This window comes from Stenotrophomonas sp. I18B00994 (genome assembly GCF_014145825.1).
Lineage (GTDB): Bacteria > Pseudomonadota > Gammaproteobacteria > Xanthomonadales > Xanthomonadaceae > Stenotrophomonas > Stenotrophomonas maltophilia.
Map to the genome: position 1 here is coordinate 16,837 of NZ_JACIUW010000019.1, position 21,378 is coordinate 38,214.

24 protein-coding genes are annotated in these 21,378 nt (G+C 67.8%); 12 read left to right on the forward strand and 12 right to left on the reverse strand.

What is annotated here, in order from left to right; genetic code table 11:
* Window positions 1–6 precede the first annotated feature (6 nt).
* Window positions 7–348: a hypothetical protein gene (locus tag H4O10_RS17505; RefSeq protein WP_005410581.1), complete on the reverse strand. Its 342-nt coding sequence runs from the start codon at window positions 346–348 to the stop codon at window positions 7–9.
* Window positions 349–472: 124 nt separating this feature from the next.
* A complete protein-coding gene (locus H4O10_RS17510; RefSeq protein WP_005410580.1) occupies window positions 473–1,648 on the reverse strand; it encodes a thiolase family protein in 1,176 nt (391 codons plus the stop codon).
* 183 nt (window positions 1,649–1,831) lie between these two features.
* Between H4O10_RS17510 and H4O10_RS17515 the strand changes: the two genes are divergently transcribed.
* Window positions 1,832–4,678, forward strand: coding sequence for an autotransporter serine protease (locus tag H4O10_RS17515; protein WP_049454067.1), 2,847 nt, complete (start codon window positions 1,832–1,834; stop codon window positions 4,676–4,678).
* Between the two features lie 44 nt (window positions 4,679–4,722).
* On the opposite strand, the gene H4O10_RS17520 is transcribed toward H4O10_RS17515, so the two are convergent.
* Complete coding sequence (locus tag H4O10_RS17520) at window positions 4,723–5,820, reverse strand: Glu/Leu/Phe/Val dehydrogenase dimerization domain-containing protein (RefSeq protein ID WP_005410578.1); 1,098 nt, start codon at window positions 5,818–5,820, stop codon at window positions 4,723–4,725.
* A gap of 278 nt (window positions 5,821–6,098) precedes the next feature.
* Between H4O10_RS17520 and H4O10_RS17525 the strand changes: the two genes are divergently transcribed.
* Complete coding sequence (locus H4O10_RS17525) at window positions 6,099–7,175, forward strand: HDOD domain-containing protein (protein ID WP_049454065.1); 1,077 nt, start codon at window positions 6,099–6,101, stop codon at window positions 7,173–7,175.
* A 3-nt stretch (window positions 7,176–7,178) separates the two neighbouring features.
* Here H4O10_RS17525 and H4O10_RS17530 read toward each other — a convergent pair whose 3' ends face one another.
* The 3 genes from H4O10_RS17530 to H4O10_RS17540 form a co-directional block, all read right to left on the reverse strand.
* The gene (locus H4O10_RS17530) at window positions 7,179–8,771 is read right to left on the reverse strand and encodes a phospholipase D family protein (protein WP_049454063.1); all 1,593 of its coding nucleotides are present in this window, start codon (window positions 8,769–8,771) and stop codon (window positions 7,179–7,181) included.
* Between the two features lie 130 nt (window positions 8,772–8,901).
* Entirely contained in the window at window positions 8,902–9,600 is a 699-nt protein-coding gene (locus tag H4O10_RS17535) for an RNA pseudouridine synthase (RefSeq protein ID WP_033834386.1), read from the reverse strand.
* A gap of 47 nt (window positions 9,601–9,647) precedes the next feature.
* Window positions 9,648–10,148 (reverse strand): M48 family metallopeptidase, encoded by a 501-nt coding sequence (locus H4O10_RS17540; protein ID WP_049431303.1) that lies wholly within the window; start codon window positions 10,146–10,148, stop codon window positions 9,648–9,650.
* 62 nt (window positions 10,149–10,210) lie between these two features.
* Here H4O10_RS17540 and H4O10_RS17545 point away from each other — a divergent pair, with 62 nt between their 5' ends.
* Together H4O10_RS17545 and H4O10_RS17550 are read left to right on the forward strand one after the other, a co-directional pair.
* The gene (locus H4O10_RS17545; protein WP_033834333.1) at window positions 10,211–10,768 is read left to right on the forward strand and encodes a DUF2058 domain-containing protein; all 558 of its coding nucleotides are present in this window, start codon (window positions 10,211–10,213) and stop codon (window positions 10,766–10,768) included.
* Window positions 10,769–10,938: 170 nt separating this feature from the next.
* Window positions 10,939–11,205, forward strand: coding sequence for a DksA/TraR family C4-type zinc finger protein (locus H4O10_RS17550; protein ID WP_005414219.1), 267 nt, complete (start codon window positions 10,939–10,941; stop codon window positions 11,203–11,205).
* A 259-nt stretch (window positions 11,206–11,464) separates the two neighbouring features.
* Here the strand turns inward: H4O10_RS17550 and H4O10_RS17555 are convergent, their stop codons facing one another.
* Together H4O10_RS17555 and H4O10_RS17560 are read right to left on the reverse strand one after the other, a co-directional pair.
* Window positions 11,465–12,058 (reverse strand): mechanosensitive ion channel family protein, encoded by a 594-nt coding sequence (locus H4O10_RS17555; protein ID WP_080353465.1) that lies wholly within the window; start codon window positions 12,056–12,058, stop codon window positions 11,465–11,467.
* A 36-nt stretch (window positions 12,059–12,094) separates the two neighbouring features.
* Window positions 12,095–12,274 (reverse strand): hypothetical protein, encoded by a 180-nt coding sequence (locus H4O10_RS17560; protein WP_005410570.1) that lies wholly within the window; start codon window positions 12,272–12,274, stop codon window positions 12,095–12,097.
* Window positions 12,275–12,400: 126 nt separating this feature from the next.
* Here H4O10_RS17560 and H4O10_RS17565 point away from each other — a divergent pair, with 126 nt between their 5' ends.
* The 3 genes from H4O10_RS17565 to H4O10_RS17575 are packed head-to-tail and all read left to right on the forward strand — an operon-like array spanning window position 12,401 to window position 14,401.
* Window positions 12,401–12,979, forward strand: coding sequence for a sigma-70 family RNA polymerase sigma factor (locus H4O10_RS17565; RefSeq protein WP_033834331.1), 579 nt, complete (start codon window positions 12,401–12,403; stop codon window positions 12,977–12,979).
* The gene (locus H4O10_RS17570) at window positions 12,976–13,509 is read left to right on the forward strand and encodes a hypothetical protein (RefSeq protein ID WP_005410568.1); all 534 of its coding nucleotides are present in this window, start codon (window positions 12,976–12,978) and stop codon (window positions 13,507–13,509) included. The genes H4O10_RS17565 and H4O10_RS17570 overlap by 4 nt, the downstream gene beginning before the upstream one ends.
* 10 nt (window positions 13,510–13,519) lie before the next feature.
* A complete protein-coding gene (locus tag H4O10_RS17575; protein WP_033834330.1) occupies window positions 13,520–14,401 on the forward strand; it encodes a DUF4097 family beta strand repeat-containing protein in 882 nt (293 codons plus the stop codon).
* Between the two features lie 49 nt (window positions 14,402–14,450).
* Here the strand turns inward: H4O10_RS17575 and H4O10_RS17580 are convergent, their stop codons facing one another.
* The 3 genes from H4O10_RS17580 to H4O10_RS17590 all read right to left on the reverse strand — a co-directional run bounded on the left by H4O10_RS17580 (window position 14,451) and on the right by H4O10_RS17590 (window position 16,529).
* Window positions 14,451–14,633: a hypothetical protein gene (locus H4O10_RS17580; protein ID WP_005410566.1), complete on the reverse strand. Its 183-nt coding sequence runs from the start codon at window positions 14,631–14,633 to the stop codon at window positions 14,451–14,453.
* Window positions 14,634–14,644: 11 nt separating this feature from the next.
* The gene (locus H4O10_RS17585; RefSeq protein WP_053462562.1) at window positions 14,645–14,938 is read right to left on the reverse strand and encodes a YkgJ family cysteine cluster protein; all 294 of its coding nucleotides are present in this window, start codon (window positions 14,936–14,938) and stop codon (window positions 14,645–14,647) included.
* Window positions 14,939–15,167: 229 nt separating this feature from the next.
* Complete coding sequence (locus tag H4O10_RS17590) at window positions 15,168–16,529, reverse strand: Hsp70 family protein (RefSeq protein WP_033834328.1); 1,362 nt, start codon at window positions 16,527–16,529, stop codon at window positions 15,168–15,170.
* Window positions 16,530–16,711: 182 nt separating this feature from the next.
* On the opposite strand from H4O10_RS17590, the gene H4O10_RS17595 reads away from it, so the two are divergent.
* Window positions 16,712–17,047: a zinc ribbon domain-containing protein YjdM gene (locus tag H4O10_RS17595; RefSeq protein WP_005414225.1), complete on the forward strand. Its 336-nt coding sequence runs from the start codon at window positions 16,712–16,714 to the stop codon at window positions 17,045–17,047.
* Window positions 17,048–17,053: 6 nt separating this feature from the next.
* On the opposite strand, the gene H4O10_RS17600 is transcribed toward H4O10_RS17595, so the two are convergent.
* Complete coding sequence (locus H4O10_RS17600) at window positions 17,054–18,205, reverse strand: transglutaminase-like domain-containing protein (protein WP_049454060.1); 1,152 nt, start codon at window positions 18,203–18,205, stop codon at window positions 17,054–17,056.
* Window positions 18,206–18,445: 240 nt separating this feature from the next.
* On the opposite strand from H4O10_RS17600, the gene H4O10_RS17605 reads away from it, so the two are divergent.
* The 4 genes from H4O10_RS17605 (at window position 18,446) to H4O10_RS17620 (ending at window position 21,310) form a co-directional block, all read left to right on the forward strand.
* A complete protein-coding gene (locus H4O10_RS17605; RefSeq protein ID WP_005410561.1) occupies window positions 18,446–19,048 on the forward strand; it encodes a hypothetical protein in 603 nt (200 codons plus the stop codon).
* Window positions 19,049–19,097: 49 nt separating this feature from the next.
* Window positions 19,098–19,271 (forward strand): oxidoreductase-like domain-containing protein, encoded by a 174-nt coding sequence (locus H4O10_RS17610; protein ID WP_050550426.1) that lies wholly within the window; start codon window positions 19,098–19,100, stop codon window positions 19,269–19,271.
* Window positions 19,268–19,885 carry a DUF998 domain-containing protein gene (locus H4O10_RS17615; protein WP_049454058.1) on the forward strand — a complete coding sequence of 206 codons (618 nt, stop codon included), beginning with the start codon at window positions 19,268–19,270 and terminating at the stop codon, window positions 19,883–19,885. The genes H4O10_RS17610 and H4O10_RS17615 overlap by 4 nt, the downstream gene beginning before the upstream one ends.
* A gap of 78 nt (window positions 19,886–19,963) precedes the next feature.
* Complete coding sequence (locus H4O10_RS17620) at window positions 19,964–21,310, forward strand: AcvB/VirJ family lysyl-phosphatidylglycerol hydrolase (RefSeq protein ID WP_032964433.1); 1,347 nt, start codon at window positions 19,964–19,966, stop codon at window positions 21,308–21,310.
* Window positions 21,311–21,378 lie beyond the last annotated feature (68 nt).

The window sequence follows — 21,378 nt, forward strand, 5'->3', positions numbered from 1 at the left end:
AAGTTATTACTTCTTGGCTTCTTCAGCAGCGTCCTTGGCCTTCTCAGCGGTGCCTTCAGCAGCCTTGGCAGCGTCAGCAGCAGCGCCGGCAGCAGCGTCGGTGGCAGCACCGGCGGTCTGGGCAGCGGCGTCGGTGGCGGCGTCAGCAGCGGTGGCGGCGGTGTCAGCGGCCTGCTGGGCAGCGTCGGCGGTCTGGGCGCCAGCAGCGGCGGCCTGGTCGGCAGCAGCCTGGGCTTCGGTGGCGGCTTCGTTGGCCGAAGCAGCGGCGTCCTGGGCAGCTTCCTGCTTCGAGCAGGCGGCCAGGGCCAGAGCCAGGGACATCGCGACCAGCAGCTTGTTGATGCTCATTGTGTAAATCCTCGTCGTTAGAATTAGGCAACGCGCATGCTGCGCGCCGACAACATGATGACAAGCCAAGATTGGGTGTCAAGCGATCCCGCATTCATTTTTGCGAAATCATCGTTAAATCTTTTTAAATCAATTCGATGGCGATTGCCGTTGCTTCGCCGCCGCCGATGCAGAGGGTGGCAATGCCGCGCTTGCCACCACGCGTGCGCAGAGCGTTGACCAGGGTCACCACAAGACGTGCGCCGGAAGCACCGATGGGGTGACCCAGTGCGCAGGCGCCGCCATTCACGTTGAGCTTGTCGTGAGGGATGCCCAGTTCGCGCATCGGGGCCATCGCCACCACGGCAAAGGCTTCGTTGATTTCGAACAGATCGACCTGGTCCAGCGACCAGCCGGTCTTGCCCAGCAGCTTGTGCAGCGCACCGATCGGCGCGGTGGTGAACCACTCCGGCTCCTGCGAGTGGGTGGCGTGGCCGACGATACGGGCCAGCGGCGTGATGCCTCGCGCGGCGGCGTCCTCTTCGGTCAGCAGCACCACCGCGGCGGCGCCGTCGGAGATGCTGGAGGAACTGGCGGCGGTGACGCTGCCGTCCTTCTTGAAGGCCGGGCGCAGGGTCGGGATCTTGGCGATGTCCGAGCGCCCCGGCTGCTCGTCGATGGCGACCTCGACCTCACCCTTGCGGGTGGCTACCTTCACCGCGACGATCTCGTCGGCGAACGCACCATTGGCCTGGGCAGCCTGCGCGCGCTTGACCGACTCGATCGCATAGGCGTCCTGCTCTTCGCGGCTGAACTGGTACTTGTCCACCGCGCACTCGGCGAATTCGCCCATGGCCTTGCCGTCATAGGCGTTGACCAGGCCATCGTGGGCCATGTGGTCGACCGCCTGGAAGTTGCCGAAACGGTTGCCGGTACGGGAGTTCGGCAGCATGTGCGGGGCGTTGGACATCGATTCCATGCCGCCGGCGACCACGATGCTGGCCGAGCCGGCCTTGATCAGGTCATGGCCGAGCATGATGGTCTTCATGCCCGAGCCGCACACCTTGTTCAGCGTGGTGGCACCGGCCGACAGCGGAATGCCGGCGGCGATCGCGGCCTGGCGGGCGGGCGCCTGGCCGAGGTTGGCCGGCAGCACGCAGCCCATCAGGACTTCGGAAACGTCGCTGGCCGGGACACCCGATTGTTCCAGCGCGGCGGCGATGGCTGCCGCGCCGAGGGTCGGGGTCGGTACGCCGTTGAACTGGCCGAGGAAGGAGCCGATGGCGGTGCGCTTGGCGGCCGCGATGACGATGTTGGACATGGCAATCTCGTTGATGCGTAAGCAATGTTCGGAAAGGAGACCGGAGGCCGTTGGATGCGCCCCGGTTTCCCGGCAGACTGCGTGGGGGTCGGCCCAAGTATAGAGGGTCGGGGAGGGCTGCCGCTGTGCGGCGCCGAACGCCTGCCGGGATGAAGGCAGGCCAACGTTCACGGGAAGGAATCGATGGAGCGAACGATGATGGTGAGGTCTGTGCTGGCAACCGCGCTGGCGATGGCGCTGACGGCCTGTGGTGGAGGCGGCGGAGGCGGCAGCAACGTGCGCGTCGACCCACCCCCGACCACGCCGCCCCCTCCAACCACGCCTCCGCCGACGACACCACCGCCGGCCAAGCCGCAGGAGCCGGCCTTTGATGCGCATCTTTCAGTCACCAACGCGCGTGCCGCACAGGCCGCCGGCCTGACCGGGCAGGGCGTGCGCATCGGCATCGTCGATTCGGGCGTGCAGCGCAACGCGGTGGCCTTGAATGGTCGCGTGCTGGCCAACTTCAATTACATCGATCCCGCCAGGAACAACCTGGCGGTTGATGACGTGGTCGGGCATGGCACCGCCGTGGCCAGCCTCGCCGCCGGCGCAGCAGTGGGGACCTGGCCGGGCGGTATCGCGCCAGGCGCCCAGATCGTCTCGGCAAGAATCATTTCCGACAAGCCGCCGACCGATGACGGCAGTGGCCAGGGCAATGCCTTCAGTGGGCCGCTGGGCGTGGCCCAGGTCCACCAGGACCTGATCAGCTACAACGTGAAGGTGATGAACAACTCGTGGGGCGGCCTGTACTGGACCGACCTGCCGACCACCGCGCAGGTAGCCGCCGAATACCGGCCGTTCGTGATCAACCACGGTGGCCTGGTGGTGTTCGCCGCCGGCAATGACGGCCGCAGCGAGCCGAGCAGCCTGGCCGCGCTGCCCAGCCAGAAGGGCGTGGCAGGCACGCTTCCGGCGGCCGATCTGGAGCGCGGCTGGCTGGTGGCCACGGCGGTGGACCCGTTTACGCCTGGCGCGCTGGCCAGCTATTCGAATGCCTGCGGCCAGGCGGCCCGCTACTGCCTGGCAGCGCCGGGCAGCGCGGTCTACCCGGATGCCAACGGTGGCAGCTACTACTGGAACTACGGCACCTCGTTCGCCGCGCCGCTGGTCTCCGGTGCGGCGGCGCTGGTCTGGCAGCGCTTCCCCTACTTCAGCAACGATCTGGTGAGGCAGACCCTGCTGGGCACTGCCAAGGACATCGGTGCGCCCGGCGTGGATCCGGTGTTCGGCTATGGCCTGCTCGACATCGGTCGCGCGATCAACGGTCCCGGCCGCTTCGACTGGGGCGATGTGGTTGCCAACGTTGATGCCGGCTCGACCAACTCGATGTGGAGCAACGACATCACCGGCAGCGGTGGCCTGGTCAAGCAGGGCGGAGGCAAGCTGGTACTGGCCGGCAACAACAGCTATTCCGGCGCCACCCGCATCGAGCGCGGCATCCTGACGCTGCAGAACGGTGGCGTGATCCGTTCCAATGTGACGATCCTCGCCCAGCCCGACCCGGACTCCACCGGTCTGCAGTTCAACGGTGGCACGCCGCGGGTGATCGGCAATGTGGTCAACGGCGGCAGCGTGTTCCTCACCACCGGCAACACCACCGGCACCATCGAGGGCAACTACACCCAGCAGCCCGGCGCGCAGCTGATGATCGCGCTCGGTGCCAACGCACTTCAGGTCATCGGCAACGCAACGATCAATGGCGGTGTGCGTGTGCACGGCTTCGTCTCCGGCTATGTGCCGCAGAACGGAACGCGCCAGGACCTCATCCACGCCGCGGGTGGCCTGAACGGCACCTTCAGTAGCCAAGCCACTTCCACCGGTCTGCAGGGGCTGACCCTGGTGGCACCCACGTATGGCTACGACAGCAACAACGCCTGGTTGAACGTGAACCAGGTCAGCGTCACCGCCGCAGCCAGTGGCCTGAGCGCCTCCGCACAGGCCGCAGCGCAGCGCCTGGAAGGCGCATTCGCAGTGCTCGACGGCAACACCGGCCTGCAGGGATCGCCCTTCGGTGCGGCAGCCGGTGCGCTGCAGTGGGCCGGAGGCGGCCAGCAGGGCCTGGCCGACAGCCTGCAGAGCCTGTCCGGCCAGGCGCATGCCCGCGCCGAGGCCGCCACCTTCGACAGCATCGACATGTCGCGGCGTGCGATTGCCGAGCGCTTCGATCGTGTACAGGCCACCCCGCGCCTGCGCGGGAGCTGGCAGAGCGCGCTGGGTGAGGTGGGGCAGGGCAGCTTCGCCGGCAACGCCGCCGACAGCCGGGGCTGGATGGCCGGCCAGGATCTGCCGCTGGGCGGCAACGGCCTGATGGGCGTCGCCTTCGGTGAGACCCGCAGCAATGGAGGCAGCAGCTTCGACGGTGATCGCGGGCGCGACCGCCAGGCGCAGGCACAGTTGTACGCTGGCTGGAGCTTGGGGCGCGGCTATGCGCTGGCCCAGTTCGGCAGTGGCCAGTTCACCCGCGCGCTGGATCGCCAGCTGCTGCTGGGTGCGGGTGCCTACGGTGTCTCGGCGCGTTACGGCGGGCGTTTCAGCAGCGCCAGCGTGGAAGGCGGATATCGCCTGGGCCGCGCAGGCGCTTCGGTGACGCCCTACCTCGGTGCCAGCACCACGCGTGTCGATACCGATGCGTTCAATGAGCTGGGCGGTTTCGGCTTCGGCCTGCGGGGTGAAGCCACCCGCGCGCAGCGCAGCCAGATGCTGGCCGGCATCCGCGGCGAGCGGGGCTGGGGGCGTTGGAACCTGCGCGGACACGCCGAGTGGCAGCAGCGGCTGGACGGCGGTGACGCCGATTGGCAGGCCAGTTTTGTCGGCGTGGATGCCTGGGCGCCGCTGGCAGGCTGGGATGCGCCGCGCGGCAGTGCGCTGATCGGCGTGGCGCTGGAATCGTGGTGGGGCCGCAATGGCCGCTTGAGCCTGGGCTTCGACCAGCGTATCGGTGGCGAGGGCGCGCGGCAGGCTGCGTTGCGCTACAGCACCGGGTTCTAGCAATCGGTCGCGCCGGGAAGGCTCCCGGCGCGACGTCTGCAGCCTCAGCCGCCGCGCAGGTTGCCCAGGCGCGGAGTGCTGCGGCCCAGCGGCATCTTCAGCTTGCCGATCGACAGGATGCGGCTTTCCGCAATGCGATCGGCGGCCCGCTGCGGCGCGATGTTCTCGCGCTGCGACAGTTCGAAGATGCGGGTGAGGTTGTGGTAGATGCTGCGGATCAGGCGCATCGCGCGTTCGCGGTTGTAGCCGTCGATCTCCAGCGACACGTTCATCACACCGCCGGCGTTGACGGCGTAGTCCGGGGCGTAGAGGATCCCGCGCGCATGCAGTTCGTCGCCGATCTCCAGGCTCGACAGCTGGTTGTTGGCCGTGCCGCAGATGATCTTGGCCTTGATCCGCGGCAGCGTATCGGCGTTGATCGCGCCTTCCAGCGCACACGGTGCGAACACATCGGCGTTCACTTCGTGGATCTCGTCCGGCTTGACCGCCTCGGCGCCGAAATCGCTGACTGCACGATCAACCAGGGCACTGTCCAGGTCGGTGACATACAGTTTGGCACCGCGGTCACGCAGCAGTTTCACCAGTTCCATGCCGATGTGGCCCAGGCCCTGCACCGCGATGCTGGTCTTGCCTACTTCCTCATGGCCGAACTTGAAGCGCATCGACGCCATCAGTGCCTGCAGTGCGCCGTAGGCCGTGAAAGGCGCCGGATCGCCGGAGCCACCATGGACCTGGTGCACGCCGGTCACGAACTGGCTCTCCAGGTAGATGTTCTCCATGTCGTTGACGTCGGTGCCAACGTCCTCGGCGGTGATGTAGCGGCCGCCCAGCGAATCGACGTAGCGGCCGAAGGCGCGGAACAGTACCTCGGTCTTGTCCGTCTTCGGGTCGCCGATGATCACCGCCTTGCCGCCGCCCACGTTGAGCCCGGCCAGCGCATTCTTGTAGGTCATCGTCCGGCTCAGCCGCAGCACATCGGCCAGCGCCTCGTCGGTGCTGGCGTAAGGGCGCATGCGCACGCCGCCCAGGGCGGGGCCCAGGGTAGTGTTGTGGATGGCGATGATCGCCTTCAGGCCGGCATCGTGGTTGTGGCAGAACACCACTTGTTCGTGGCCGGTGGTGGCGAGGGTTTCGAATAGCATGGCGTCTCCGATGGCGCGAACAGCGGCGAACTGCAGCGAACGGCCAATGAACGGTAGGGTCCCAAAACAAAAAAAGCGACGTCGTCAGTGCAGGGGGACGGGTCGCGCGGCGCCATTCTAGTCCATTCCCCCGGTTGCTGCCGTCGACATCGCCGCCCTTCCGGTTAAAGAAGATGAAAGTGCGGCCGATGCTGCGACGACGGCGGGTGGCCGGATTCGCGTGAAGAGGCAGGGCGGTCAGTGACGGCAAGGGCACCACAACGACAGGGCAGGCGGCGATGACGCCGGCCTGGTGGCGATCGCTGCGCGGCTGGCTGGCGCGCTCGACCGGGACGGCTCCGTTGCGCCTGGCGGCCGTATCGCGACAGGCGGTCGCTGCTGCCGCAGCCAGCCTTCAGGGCGAGGCGCTGCAGGCCGGTGAGATCGCCGCCCACCTGCAGCGCGGCCTGCATGCACTTGCCCTGTACCCACGGCTGGCCGGCGAGCCTGCCCCCGTGCAGGATCCGGCACTGGGCGAAGCGGTGGCGCGCGCGCTGCAGGACCGTGACTGGGCCGCCCGGCACCTGCCGCGGCGCCCGCAACTGCTGCCGCAGCTGATCCAGACCGTCAACGACGATGCCGCCTCGGCACGGGTGATGGCGGCCATCATCGGCCAGGACCCGGTGCTGACCGGAAATCTGCTGCGCATCGCCAACAGCCCGGCCTACAAGGTGCATGAGCGGCCGGTGGAAAGCCTGCAGCGTGCGGTGACCCTGGTCGGTACCGAGGGCGTGCGCCAGATCATCAGCGCGGTGCTGGTGCAGCCGGTGATGCAGGTGCAGTGCGGCATGTTTCCGCAGTTCAGCACGGTCATCTGGGAGCACGCACTGCTGGCTTCGCGTGCGGCCGCCGATCATGCGCGCACGGTCACCTTCGGTGATGCCTTCGCTGCGCAGTGGCTGGGCCTGGTGCAGGGGCTGGGGGCAGCGCTGGTGATGCGCCAGCTGCTGCAGGAAGCGCAGGCACGCGACGAAACCGTGGAGCCGGCGCTGGCCCTGCAACTGCTCCAGCAATGGTCGTTGCCGCTGGCACAACGCGTGGCTGCAGCCTGGGAGCTGCCCGAGCCCGTGCACCAGGCACTGGCGCCGGAGGCCGATGGCCCACTCGCCGACAGCCTGCGCCTGGCCAGCGCTGCGGCGGCAGCCAGCCTGCTGTGCCGGCATGGACATGCCAGCCAGAGCCGCATGCTGGCCCTGCTCGAACAGTTGCCTTCAGCGCCGCCGCATGCCCTGCGTTGGATCTGGCGGCGCCTGCATGGACGCAGCGTGGAAACACGTGATGAGGCCGGACAGGAAGAGGCGGGTCCAACGCCCTGAGCGCTACAGCTGCGATTCGACCGGCAGCCAGCTGATCACCCGCGACAACCAGCGTTTGCGCGCCGTTGCCCCCGGCTCCGCCTCCACCCAGTGCGGTGGCGGTTCGCGCTCCAGCCAGCGCAACCGGCGACGGTCATCCAGCGCCAGCCACCAGCTGTGCCTGGGATCAGCCAGGCGCAGGTACTCGTCCCGCAGCTGTGCGCCCAGCACCGGATCGTCGAACAGCACGCCCATCTCGGTGTTCAGATAGGCCGAGCGCGGGTCGAGGTTGAACGAACCGACAAAACCGCGGCGGTCATCGACCAGGAACGCCTTGGTATGCAGGCTGGCGCCGCTGCTGCCGAACACGCCGGCATCGCCGGACTGCCCTTGTGCCTTCAGTTCGTAAAGGTGGACGCCGGCTTCGAGCAACGGCACGCGGTAGCCCATGTAGCCACCATGTACGGCGGCGACGTCATTGGCGGCCAGTGAGTTGGTGACCACGCCGACCTGCACGCCCCGCCCGGACATGGCCGAAAAGCCATCCAGGCCCTCGTTGCCGGGAACGAAGTAGGGCGAGATCAACAGGGCCTTGTGCCTGGCGGCCTGCAGCTCGCTGATCAGGGTCGACACCAGCCAGGCAGCGCGATCGTCCTTGCGGTGCTTCATCGGCGGGTCGGACACGATGCGCACTGCACCGCTCCAGCGCAGCGGCTCGGGGCTCGGGCGCTGCCGCTTGCGCGATTCGGCCACGCGCGCCAGGTACGGCCGGGCCACGTCCCGCTGCGCCTCGTGGTCCGATTCGCGCACCAGCAGGCGCAGTTGTGCGTCGGTATGGAAGGCAAGCGCGGATACCGGAATGGCGGTTTCGCTGTTCCAGTAGTCGTCGAAGATGCGGTTGGCCTGCTCCACGGCGGGGCCGGCGACCAGCAGGTCCAGATCCTGGAAGTTCACATCGGAGCGCGCGCTGAAATACTCCTCGCCGATGTTGCGGCCACCGACGATCGCGACGCGGCCATCGGCGATCCAGCTCTTGTTGTGCATGCGGTGGTTCACGCTGAAGAAGCGCTGCACCATCTCCACCATGCGCAGGATGCCGGTCCGGTTGCGGAACGGGTTGTACAGGCGGATCTCGATGTTCGGATGCGCATCGAGCGCCATCATCAGCGCGTCCTTGTCCTTGGCATTCATGTCATCAAGCAGGATGCGCACGCGCACGCCGCGCTCGGCGGCGTCATACAGCGCCTTGGCCATCAGGTGGCCGATCAGGTCGTCGTGCCAGATGTAGTACTGCAGGTCCAGGCTGCGGCCTGCGTGCGTGGTGATCATCGCGCGTGCGGCGAAGGCATCCATGCCATCACTGAGGAAGGCCACGCCGGACTGGCCGGGATGGGCCTCCTGCAATGGCACGATCTGCTGGTCGATGCGGGTCTGCGCCGACTGCAGTGGCAGCACATGCGAAGGCGTGCCCCGTGCCTGCGGCGTGAGGTGGTCGGCCAGCAGCAGGCCGGACAGCACCAGCAGCACCAGCGCAGCGAGAATGATTGCAGCGATGCGCAGCAGGCGTCGCCACAGCGGCTTGGGCAGGCTCATGCCCCGATGGTAGAGCCACGCCATGCGTGAAGGAATGCCTGCAGGATCGACAGGGGGTCAGAGCCCTTGCCTTCGGCACGGGATCCCGCCCCGAGGGGGCGTCACCGATGGGGTCGGATCCCATTCCACAGGAAAGGGCTCTGACCCGCACACCTCAGAACCGCTCGTGGCTGCCCAGGTAGCGCCATTGCCCCGGCGGCAGCGGCCCCAGCGCCACGCGTCCGATACGCAGGCGGCGCACCCCGGTCACCTGCAGCCCGGCGGCTGTCACCGCTGCACGCAGGCCCTTGGCGGTAAGCCCCTTGCCGGCAAAGCGCAGGCGTTGTTCGCTCTGCCAGCTGACCTTGCCGCCGCCGGCCTCCTGCTGCAGACGCGCCATCAGCCATGGCCCACGCTCCGGGCCGCCTTCGGCCACTTCGATCAGGTATTCCTGCTCGGTGCGGCCCAGATTGCGCTGCAGATGGGCCAGCGTGGCCGGATCCTGGCTGACCACCACCAGGCCGCTGTCGCTGGCCGGAAGCGAGGCGGCCAGCTGCAGGCCATGGAAGTGACGCTGCAGAGGACGGATGTCGCTGGCATCGAGTTCGCTGTGGCTGTCACTGCTGACCAGCGCACACAGGGTCTCAGCGGCAACGCCGGCCGGCTTGTTCAACAGCATGCTGACCCGCTCGGCCTTTTCATCGCTGGCCTGCGCGGCTACGACGATCACCGCGCTGTCATCGACCGGGCGCTGCGGCTGCTCCACCACGTCGCCGTTGACCGTGACCCAGCCGCCTTCGATGTAGCGCCGCGCTTCGCCGCGCGGGATGCCGAGCAGGGCGGACAGGCGTTTGTCGAGACGGATCGGTTCCATGGCGGCAAGGTCGGGCAGGGGGCGCGCAGTGTAGCTGCTGCGGCCGGTCAACGCTGGCCGCGGTTGGCCAGCTCGGTCAGGTACAGGCGGGTATCGAACTCCAGCTGCAGGTACTCCGGCTCCATGTGCTGGCACAGCTGGTAGAAAGCCTTGTTGTGGTCGGATTCCTTCAGGTGGGCCAGCTCATGTACCACGATCATGCGCAGGAACGCTGCTGGTGCCTGGCGGAACACGGTGGCGATGCGGATCTCGCGGCTGGCCTTGAGGCGGCCGCCGTGCACGCGGGAAATGGCGGTATGAGTGCCCAGCGCGTGCTTGATCACTTCCAGCGTGTTGTCGTAGCAGACCTTGTTGAGCGGCACCGACTTGCGCAGGTAGCGGTCCTTCAGCTCCTGGGTGTAGTCGTACAGCTGGCGGTCGCTGCGTACCTCGTGCGGGTCGGGATAGCGCTGCTGCAGCCAGGGGCCGAGCTTGCCTTGCGCCAGCAGTTCGCTGACCTGGGCGACCAAGGGTTCGGGATAGCCGGTGAGGTACTTCAGGACTGCCATGCAGGGGCGGCGGGGCGTCGGTAGAATGGGGCATCCAAGATTACACGCGGTACGCACCGACCATGGCAAAGCCCAACGCGCTGCAGGAACAATTGCTCAAGGCCGGCCTGGCCAAGAAGTCGCAGGCCAGCGCCGCCGCGCGCGAGCAGGCCAAGGCCCGGCAGGGCAAGGCCGAATCGACCTCGGCCGACGTCCAGCGCGAGGCTGAACGGGCCCGCGCCGAGAAGGTCGAGCGCGACCGCGCGCTGGCCGCCGAGCGCAATGCGCAGGCCAGGCAGGCTGAACAGAAGGCGCAGGCGAAGCAGATCATCGCGGCCCATGCCGTGCCCCACAAGGGCGATGACGAGTACCGCTTCAGCGATGGCACGGCGATCCGCACCCTGCTGATCGACCCCAAGCTGCGCAAGGCGCTGTCGGTCGGCGTGCTGGTCATCGTTGCCCACGGCGACGGTTACGCGCTGCTGCCACGTGCTGCTGCCGAGAAGGTGCGTGAGCGCGCCCCGGAAGCGATCATCGTCGACCACGGCCAGCCGGGCTCGACCGCGGAGATCTCCACCGGCAACGCCGAGGACGACGCCTACTACGCGCAGTTCCAGGTGCCCGACGACCTGGTCTGGTAAGCAAAAAGGGGACGGAGGGGATTAAGTCGCGATCGACCTGATTGAAGCCCTCCACGTTCTGCTCAGATTGCTGAAGATCAGCCGGGCATGGCTCTGCTCAACACAGGTCTGCTCCTTTGTGCGCGGGTGTATCGTCCCCATATCAGGCGACACACCTGCGGAGGATGGCCATGGCCACCGGTTGGGCGGGAGACGGCGCGGTCCAGGACCAGATCGACGCCACCGTCGACGATGCGATTGCCCGCGCGCGGCGCCAGCTGCGGCAGGGCCCTGGTCTGGAACACTGTGAGGAATGCGACGCACCGATTCCGTTGGCGCGGCGCCAGGCCGTGCCTGGGGTACGGCTGTGCGTGGCGTGCCAGCAGGCGCATGACGACGAAGAGCAGGCGCATGCCGGGTACAACCGGCGTGGCAGCAAGGACAGCCAGCTGAGGTAAGGGGTGTTTTATTGCAGGGCTGCGCCCTGCACCTGCAGAAGCAACGTCAACATCAAAGGCTGGCATTCCGTGGGTTGGCAGGGCGGTGTCGGAGTGCGGGGACGCCGTGAACCCGTCCATGGGGCCTTGGCCGCGGCATCCATGCCGCGGACACCCCGCACTCCGACACCGCCCCGCCATCCCACGGAATGCCGCTCTTGATCTTGCTTCGGCTTCGGCCTCTGCAGGTGCAGGGCGCAGCCCTGCAAAGGCCCCCCCCTCAGCCGTCGCCCTGGATGCCGCCGGGGGCCTGCGCCGGGTCGCGCCAGCGCCGCACCGTGCGCTGGAAGAACAGGTTGTTCGGCAGCTGCAGCACCGTGCCCTCGTGGCCGTCGCCGGTCTCCTGCAGCGTGGTGTAGATCAGGTTCACGTCGATCACCCGGCCCTTCAGGCCCGGTTTCTCGCCGTTCTCCAGCACCTCGATGTAGTCATGCAGGCGGAACGGGCGCGTGGTGAAGATCAGCAGCGTGCAGAAGATGTTGGAGAGCACGCTCCAGGCCGCGAAGAAGGCCACCGCACCCACCGCCGCGAAGCCGGTGAACGCGGTCCACAGTACCGACGGCGATGCGCCGAGCAGGCTGAGGATGTACAGCACTGCGCTGAAATAGACCACGAAACTGGTGATCCGGCGCGCGCCCATCACCATTTCCGGTGGCAGCGTGTAGTGCTCGGCGAAGCGGCGGATCAAGCGCCGTGCCAGCACCCGCAGCAGCCACGCGGCCAGCAGGGTGAGCAGGATCTTCACGGCGATACCCGCGTCGTGGAGCCAAGGGTAGGTCCAGGTCGGCAGGTGATCCTTCAGGGACAACATCATGGGGGCGACGACGGGTGGCAATAACGGCCCTCGATGTTACCCGGCGCGTGCGGGGGATTCGACCGCCGGGGTCCAGGCCAGGCAGACCAGCTCCTGGCGGTGCTGCTGCAGGCAGGCGCGGCCGTTGTCGGGGCGCAGCTGCAGTGACAGGCCCAGCGCCTGCAGCAGGACGCAGGCAGCGATCACCAGCAGGGCGGCGCAGGAAGGGCTGGACATGGCAGGACTCCCGGACGGCAGATTCGCGAAGGACCTTCCATGGATGCAGCAGCCGTCGAAAAGGTTGCATGGCATCGGCCGTCGATCGGCTCTAAACCTTTTCCCGGGTCGCCGCATCCAAGCGATATGCTCGACACCACCATGCCCGCGCCGCCCGCCGCCAACGACGCCGTCGACGAACCCGCTCTGGTACGGGCGGCGGCCGCCGGCGACACCGCTGCCTACGAACTGCTGTACCGGCGTCACGCGCCGCGTGTATTCGCTGTCCTGTGGCGGTTGTGTGGCGGCCAGCAGGCACGTGCCGAGGATGCGCTGCAGGAGGCCTTCCTGCAGGCCTGGAAAGCCCTGCCAGGGTTCCGTTTCGAGAGCAGCCTGTCCACCTGGCTGCATCGGCTGGGGGTCAACGCCGCACTGATGGAACTGCGTGGTCGCGCCGCAGGGCAGGATCACGACAGTCTGGAGGATGTCGATGGCGGCCTGCTGGAACTGGCGGTGCATGACCGTTGCGCGGGTACCGAGCGTGACCTGGAGCGCGCATTGTCGACACTGCCACCACGGGCGCGTGCGGTACTGGTGCTGCACGATATCGAAGGCTGGAAACACCAGGAAATCGCCGAGCAGCTGCAGATGGCTGTCGGCAGTTCCAAGGCACAGCTGCATCGTGCGCGCGGCCTGTTGCGCGCACGGCTGGGAGACATGACATGAGTACACACGAACACGATTCCGATCACGACCTGCTGGCCCGGCTGCGCGCGCTGCCGAACGAGCGCGATGTACCCGCCGATGGCTGGGCACGCCTGTCCGCCCGGCTGCCGCCGCGTGAATCGCAGGCAGCGCCCGCGCCAACGGACAACGTGGTGGTCCTGCCGGTGCGTTCGCGGCGCCGCTGGTGGTTGCCGGCCGGCGCTGCCCTGGCTGCCAGCTTGGCACTGTATGCGGTGGCGCCGTGGCGGCATGCGCAGCCGGATACGCCGGCGCCGTCCGCCCTGCAGCTGCAGGCCGCGGCGATGACCGAGCAGTATCAGCAGGCCGTCGCTTCGCTGCCCGATGGACGGGCGCCGGAATGGCAGCCGGCCCTGCACGAACTGGATGAAAGCGCGGCGCAGATCCGTGCCGCCCTGGCGCAGGACCCGCGTGCGCCGCACCTGCTTGGCCAGCTCAAGCGCACCTATGCGCTGCGGCTGGAACTGACCCGGCAGGCGGCCTATGCCGCCGAGTCCGGCTTGACGACCTGAGGAGACCCCCATGACCCGAACCCTGATTTCCTGCTGTGTCGCGCTGCTGCTGACCCCTGCCGTGGCACTGGCCGACATCCGCATCGACGAGCGCCACACCTTGGCTGCGGGCGGTCGCATCGAGCTGAGCAACGTGGCCGGCAAGGTGACCGTGCGTGGCTGGGACCGCAATGACGTGCAGCTCACCGGCACGCTCAGCGACGGCCTGCAGTTGCGCCAGGAAAAAAGCGCCAACCGTGTGCGCTGGGAGATCGAATATCCGCGCCGCAGCAACAGCGGTGGTGCAACGCTGGTGTTGAACGTGCCGCGATCGGTGGAGCTGCTGCTGAGCACGGTCAGCGCCAGCCAGGACATCAGTGGTATCGACGTGCGACGGCTGCAGGCCGACACGGTCAGCGGCAGCCTGAGCGCGGCTGGCCGCAGTGGCGACAGCAAGCTCAACACGGTCAGTGGCAGTGTCAGCGCACGCCTGCAGACACCGAAGCTGGATGTGAACACCGTCAGTGGCCGCATCGAGGCCGGCGGTGGCGTGTCCGGTGATATCGGTGCGCAGACGGTGTCCGGACGGGTCCAGGTCGACGCCGGGCGCGTGCAGCGACTGGCGGTGGAAACCGTTTCGGGCAGCATCGATCTGGCAGCAGCCGGGTTGGCGCCCGGCGGCCGCATCAATGTCGAATCGGTCAGTGCCTCGGTCACGCTGAGCCTGCCACGCACGGTGTCGGCACAGCTGTCGGTGAACAGCTTCAGCGGCTCGATCAACAGCGACGCCGGTCAGGTGGAGCGGCCGCGCTACGGGCCGGGCAGCCATCTCGATACGCGTCTGGGGGGCGGCGATGGAGACATCCGCATCCAGTCGCATTCGGGCAGTGTGCGGGTACGCCTGGATCGCTGAGCACGGTCCGGCAGGCCGCGGCGGCAGCGCCGCCGCGGTCGGTACTGGGTCAGCTGGCTTTCTTCAGCGCCCAGGTGGTGCCGAGGACTTCGATCTTGCCACCGGCCTTGCGGAACGCTGCCAGGTCCGAAGCGATCGAATCGCTGCTGACCACGGTGCTGGCGGCCGCGCCCTTGCGTTCGCTGCGGATGCTGTTGCTGGCCTTCGCGGGGGTCTTTGCCTTGCGGGGCATGGTTGCTCCTGTCAGGTGGAAGGGGAGGAAAGCGCCCAGGCATCGGCCTGGCGCAGGTAGTCCTGCCGCTCGCGGCGGCAGTCATCGCCGCCCATCGAAAACTGGCGGCAGATCGCCGGGCGCTGCGAATAGATCGTGCAGCGCAGGTGATAGGGATCGATCGCCGCGCACCAGCCTTCCTCGTTGCGCGCCATCACGGCACGGCCGTGGGTGTCGCGTGACAGGAACTGGCCAGGCACGTGGTCGCCGGGCTGCAGCAGCACGGGCAGCCGGCAACAGACCGCGTCACAACGGCGGCAGTCGATGGGTGCAGGTGCTGCGTCAGGTTGTAAGGCCACAGGGGCCTGGCGGGTGCCCAAAGCGGGTCTCGATGGCGGCTCAGGTGCTGCGCGGACCATGAACGAGCCAGGAAGGCATGGCCGCTAGGCCCGCAGGGCGGGCCAGGCTGCACCGTGGACACACACCGGCGTGGCCGGTGGAAGGTGCAGCGGGGTTCTAGCCGACCAAGAGTAACTTAGACCGCGTAACGTTTTGTTAATCCTGGCAGGCTGCCGCCAACGCCAGGCCCTGGACCACGCCCAGCGAGGGCTCGCCGTGGACCATGCGGGCCCCCGGGAAGGCCTCGGCCACGGCCTGGCGCAGGTAGCCGGCACGGGACATGCCGCCGGTCAGGAACACCGCATCCGGGTCGCCCCCGATGTCGCTGCGGACCTGGGCCAGCAGTTCCCGGATCTGCTCCAGGTAGCCGTGGGCGGCGGCGGCCAGGCCATCGGCGCTGCTGTCGGCATGCAGGTCGCGGGCGATGTAGTCCAGCGTGCTGCGGTGCTCGCTGGCGGCGCTGAGGGCGATCTTGGCGCGTTCGACATCGCGGTACAGGCGGGCGGTATTGCCGGTGTCCTGCAGGGCCTGCAGGCGCCCGCCCCACGGCTCGTCGACGTGATCGTATTTGTGCTGGCGGAAGTCGCGCTGGCGCGTCATGTCCTGCACGGTGGCTGCTTCCACATAGTGGTGGGCGGGCACGCGGGTGATGCCGCGGCCGAACAGCGGCATGTAGCTGGACAGGCTCAGCGCCAGATCAATGTCGGTACCCCCGCGGGCGATACCCCACGCGCGGTGGATACGCGGGGCGTCGTCGCCGCCGACTTCGGCATGCGCGATATCGGTGGTACCGCCGCCGATGTCGACGATCACCGCCTGGTGCCGCTCGCGGCTTTCGGCGTGGTAGTGCATGGCCGCCGCGGCGGGTTCTTCGAGGAAATCGATCTGGTCGAAGCCGGCCTGGGTGGCGGCCTCGCGCAGGATATCCAGTGCCTGGTCATTGCCGGCCGCGCCGATCGAGCTGCGGAACTGCACCGGGCGGCCGAGCAGAGCGGCACGCAGCGGCTGGCCAAGCTGGGCGCTGGCGGTCAGGCGGATGTGTTCGAGGATGTGCGCGGCGATGCCGGTGATGGTCTGCTTCGCGCGTGGGTGCAGGTTGTAGCCCAGCATCGACTTCGGGCTCTGCACCAGGTTGCCTTCGTGTTCCTCGAAATAGGCTTCCAGCGCGTCGTCGCCGTAGACCGCGTTCTGCAGCAGGTCGCTGGCGCTGCGTTCCTTGCCGGCGCGGGCCTCCATCCATTCACGGCGCAGGGCGCGCAGGGCTTCACGGCGCAGCGCCTGCGGGGTGCGTTCCTGGCCGGCGGCACGGGCTGCACGCGCGGCGCTATCGATCATCTGCTGCAGCTGGTGTTCCTGGCCGTCGTCGAGCTGGAAGTCGTCCGGGTCGGGCACCACGCCGGGGAAGTACACGCTGGTGCGGAACTGTTCGGCGTCACCGAAACGGATCGGCAGCAGTTTCCCCTCATGCACGATGGCGGCGGCGGAGTTGCTGGTACCGAAGTCGATGCCGAGGCGCATGGGGAGTTCCGGGGGCGGTCAGGGGCCGCGCACTCTGCTGCAGTTCGTCGCCGACTGCAAGTTCCAGCGTCACGGCTGCTCCAGCCGCGGTCATGGCGGCGGCCGGGCACCTGCCAGGGAGCCGGGGCCCCGGACCGGGCGGTTACAATGGCGGCTGTTGATTCACTTTGAGGTACTTGCCGATGTCGTCTGTTCCCGCCTGCCCGCAGTGCACCCTGGAAAACACCTATGCCGATGGCGCGCTGTGGATCTGCGCCGATTGCGGTTTCGAATGGACCGCCGAGGAAAGTGCCGGTTCGACCCTGGTCGTGCGTGACAGCAACGGCAATACCCTGCAGGCCGGCGACACCGTCACCGTGATCAAGGACCTGAAGGTGAAGGGGTCTTCGATCCCGCTGAAGCAGGGCACCGTGATCCGCAACATCCGCCTGGTCGAAGATGATGCCGAGCACATCGAAGGCAACTCGGACAAGATCAAGGGCCTGGTCCTGAAGACCTGCTTCCTCAAGAAGGCCTGATCGGTCTCAGCGCCTGGCCTGCTGCTGCGCGCGCCAGCGGGCCAGGCTGTCGAGCTTGGCCTGGTAGCGTGCCTGCTCCGTTGCACCACCCAGGAGCTGCGCGCGGGTCAGTTCACGGTCGGCGCGTTCAAGCTGCCCGGACACGAAATACACGCGCGCCAGCCCGAAGTGGAACTGGTGCGCGGTGTCATACAGGCGCACGGCCTGCCGGTAATAGCGGATGGCTTCGGCCAGCTTTCCGGCCTGCTCGGCCTGCGTGCCCAGCATGTACTGCGCAAACGGGTCCTCACGCTGCACCGACTTCAAGCGTCGCTCCAGGGCCTTGGCCTGCGCATCCAGCCCAAGCTGCCGATACAGCGCGCTGGCATTGGTCAGCGCCGCATCCTGGCGACCGTCCAGGCGCAGGGCGCGGTCCAGTGCCTGCCGCGCCGCATCGGTGTTGCCCTCACGGTTGTCGAGCACACCCAGGTTGTTCCAGACCGAGGGGAATGCGCGATCCTGCACGACCGAGGCATCGAAGAACGCGCGGGCGCCGACGAGGTCTCCTTCGGCCATGCGTTCGGCACCTCGATTGTTGTAGAAATGGGCCAGTGCGCGCGCGCGGCTGACCGGCTGCGGGCCGTGGCGGTCGTAGAGTACGTTGCGATCGAGGTCGACCGTGGCGTAACGCCCCGCGATCTCCACGCCCGCGTTGACGTGGCCCACACTGTAGACCACGCCGGCGTCCTGGTCCTGGTACCAGGACACGACCTGGCCGACTTCCTGGACGCGGGCCTGGATGCCAGCCTCGCGCGCCAGTGCCACGAACATCAGCGTGAAGGCGAGGCAGTTGGCTCGGCGCTGCTGCCAGACTTCGTCCACGGTGTAGGTCGCGTTCGCGTCGTACTGCAGGTCCAGCCCCTGGCGGGCGAAGATCATTTCCACCAGTGCCTGCAGCCGCTGCTCGCGCGATGAACTGCGGTCGATCACCTGCGCCTGCAGCATCGCGCGCATTGCGGGAGGAATCGCGAAGACCTGTTCCGGTGAGGGGACCTCCACCGGGGGGACGCTTCCGATGGGCGGGAGTGCATCGGTGCGCGGGTGGTCCTGTGCGCAGAGCGGCGCGGCCATCAAAGCGGCCAGGACCACGACGAAGATGCGGGCGGCAGGGCGGTACATGACAGTTCCCGGCAGCGGCGGGCGCTCCCGCCTGCAGCGAGTGTAGACCCGGCGGCGCCGCGCTGCAGTGACCGTTGGTCGGCGCGTGGCCGGTACGGCGTTTCATCCACAACCGATGTGGACCAGCGCTCGACAAAGCTGTGGACAACCGCGTCCAGGCCTCACCGGGCAAGCGTTGTGAGTATGTGGTGAAAAAACCATCAGCTTGCCGCGGGGCTGCGCAGGCGGGATGATCCGGGTATGGATTTCTCTCCGCTGACGCTGGCTCCTGCGCAGTGGCAGGCGCTGCAGGACAGCTACGCAACGCCGCCCCGCGCCTACCACCACTTCGGACACGTACGCGCGGTGCTGCAGCACTGCCAGGACGTGGCTGACGGCCCGGGCTGGCAGAGGCCCGCCGAGGTGTACCTGGCCGTGCTCTACCACGACGCGATCTATGTGGCGGGCCGCAAGGACAACGAAGCGCGTTCGGCGGCGCTGGCCCTGCAGGCAATCGCACGGGCCCCGGAACTGGCCGGCGTCGACGCCGCGCGGGTCGAGCAGTTGATCCTGCTGACAGCCCGCCATGGCGATCTGGGCCCGGACGACGTTGATGCCGAGGCCGCGCTGTTCCTGGACTGCGACATGGCGATCCTGGCCGCGCCCGAGCCGGTGTTCGCCGCCTACGATCGTGGCGTGGCCGAAGAGTACAAAGGGGTCGTGCCGGGCTTCCTGTACCGCGCCGGGCGTCGCCGTTTCCTGCAGGGGCTGCTGCGGGCGCCGCGCATCTTCCTCAGTGACTTCTTCCACCAGCGCCTGGATGCGGCGGCTAGGGAAAACCTGCGTCGACAGCTGGCCCGCTGAGCTGGACCGGTACACTTGGGCCTGCTCTCACCGATTGTCGCTTCCCACTGTGTCCGTCCCTGATCCCGATCCCCGCCCGCTGCCACCGGAAGAGCCCGGTCCCAACGAATGCTGCGGCAGTGGTTGCCCGCTGTGCGTGCTGGATCTGTACGCCGATGAGCTGCAGCGCTATCGCAAGGCGCTGGCCGAGTGGAAGACGCGGCATCCGGAGGCAACGCCATGAGCCGTGCGCGTCCGGCGGCGGTGCTGGCACTGGTGGCGCTGCTGCTGTTCGTGGCCACCGCGCTGTGGACCCAGGTCGCGCGCAGTGATCTGGACTGGGTGCGGGCAACCTTGAGCCTGTACCTGCACGGGCCGTGGGGCCTGGTATTGCGCGCTGCCTACTGCCTGCTGGCGCTGGCCATTGCGGCGCTTGGCATTGCGCTGTATCGCGGCAGCATCGGGCCGCGCCGCAGTGCGGCGGCGCCGCTGTTGTTCACTGTCTCTGCACTGGGGCTGGCGACGGTCGCCATCGGTGACAGCTGGCTGCCTGAAGCGACCCCGCTGCTGGCACCGTTCATCCATGGACTGGCAGCCAACACCGCGTTCCTGTGTGCCAGCGTCGGCATGCTGCTGCAGGCCTGGTATCTGCGCCGCGAACCGGGTTGGCAGTCCGCCGCAGGCCTGCTCTGGGGCTGGGCATGGCTGGCCTTCGTGCTGCTGTGGCTGCATGTGCTGTGGCGTGGTGGACCACCGCGTGGGCTGGGGCAGAAAGTGGTGATCGCGGTGATCGTTGGCTGGCTGCTGTATCTGGCGATGGCCCTGTACCGGCGCAGCCGTCGGGCCGCAGCCCACTGAATCCCCAACGGCCTGCGCCGGTACGTGCCGTGTACGCGGCGGCGGCGTATCGTGTGCGCATTCCATCGGGGATGCGACATGAAGCGTGCAGGGCTGGGCAGGGCAATGGGTGTGGTTCTGGCGTTGGCAGCGCTGCCGGCAATGGCGGCGGCCAACGTGCAGCAGTTCAGCCACGGGCGGTTCGAGCAGATTCCGGTGCACATGCCGGCTGGCACGCCGCAGCGTGTGGTGATCTGGTTCCATGAACCCACCGCCGGTGGTGATACCAGCCGCCTTCCGATCGAGGCCCTGCGTGCCGATGGCGCGATGGTCGCTGCCGTGGACATCGCGCATCTGCGCAGCGTGCTCAAGCGCGAGGGGAATCCGACCTGTTCGTTCGGTTCCGGCGACGTCGAGAACTTCTCGCGCTGGTTGCAGGCCTCCCTGCACCTGCCTGGCTACCACCTGCCGCTGGTCGGTGGTGATGGTGAAGGCGCCGAGATGGCCTACACGCTGGCCGCACAGGCCGACACCCAGGTGTTCGCCGGCCTGCTGACCACCGGCTTCTGCCCGGATCACAGCCACGAGCGCATGGTCTGCGGCGATGGCGTGAAGCACAACAAGCTGCAGCCTGCCGAGTTGAATTCCCCGTGGCTGAGCGCCGCCGGCGACCATGGCTGCAAGGTTGGCGAGGCCAGCCGCTTCGTGCAGCAGGTGGCGATGGCACGCGAGTTCAAGCGCACCGCGCGCGGCGATGCTTCACCCGGCCTGGTGGCGGCGGCGCGGGTGATCGGCGCGCAGGCCGGCGTCAGCCTGGCACCGCCACCAGCCGCGCTGAAGGGCCTGCCGATAGTGGAAGTACCCGCTGCCGGTAATGGCGACACGCTGGCCGTGTTCGTTTCCGGCGATGGCGGCTGGGCCGGCCTGGACAAGGACGTGGCATCGTCGCTCAACGAACATGGCGTGGCCGTGGTCGGCATCGACTCACTGCGCTACTTCTGGAGCGAACGCACGCCGAAGGGATTTGCCACTGACCTGCAGAAGATCATCGATCACTACCGCCAGCAGTGGCATCGCGACAAGGTGATGCTGATCGGTTTCTCGCAGGGTGCCGACGTGCTGCCGGCCACCATCAACCAGCTTGATGCCGGCACCCGTGAGGCGCTGGACCGTATCGTGCTGCTGTCGGTGGGCAGGAAGGCTGACTTCGAATTCCATGTCAGCAACTGGCTGGGCGGTGGCGGCGATGGTCTGCCGATCGCGCCGGAAGTGGCGAAGCTGCCGGCGGCCAAGACCCTCTGCGTGTATGGCGACAAGGATGACGACGCGCTGTGCCCCGGCCTGCCGGCCAACGACGGCGTGCAGAAGGTGAAGCTGCCGGGCGACCATCACTTCAATGGTGATTACGACCGATTGGCCGAAGTGATCCTCAAGGGCGGGGCGTAGCGCCGGGCCACGCCCGAACGCTGTCGCCGCCGTGTCGACCAAGGTCGACACCTACCGGGTGGTTTGCA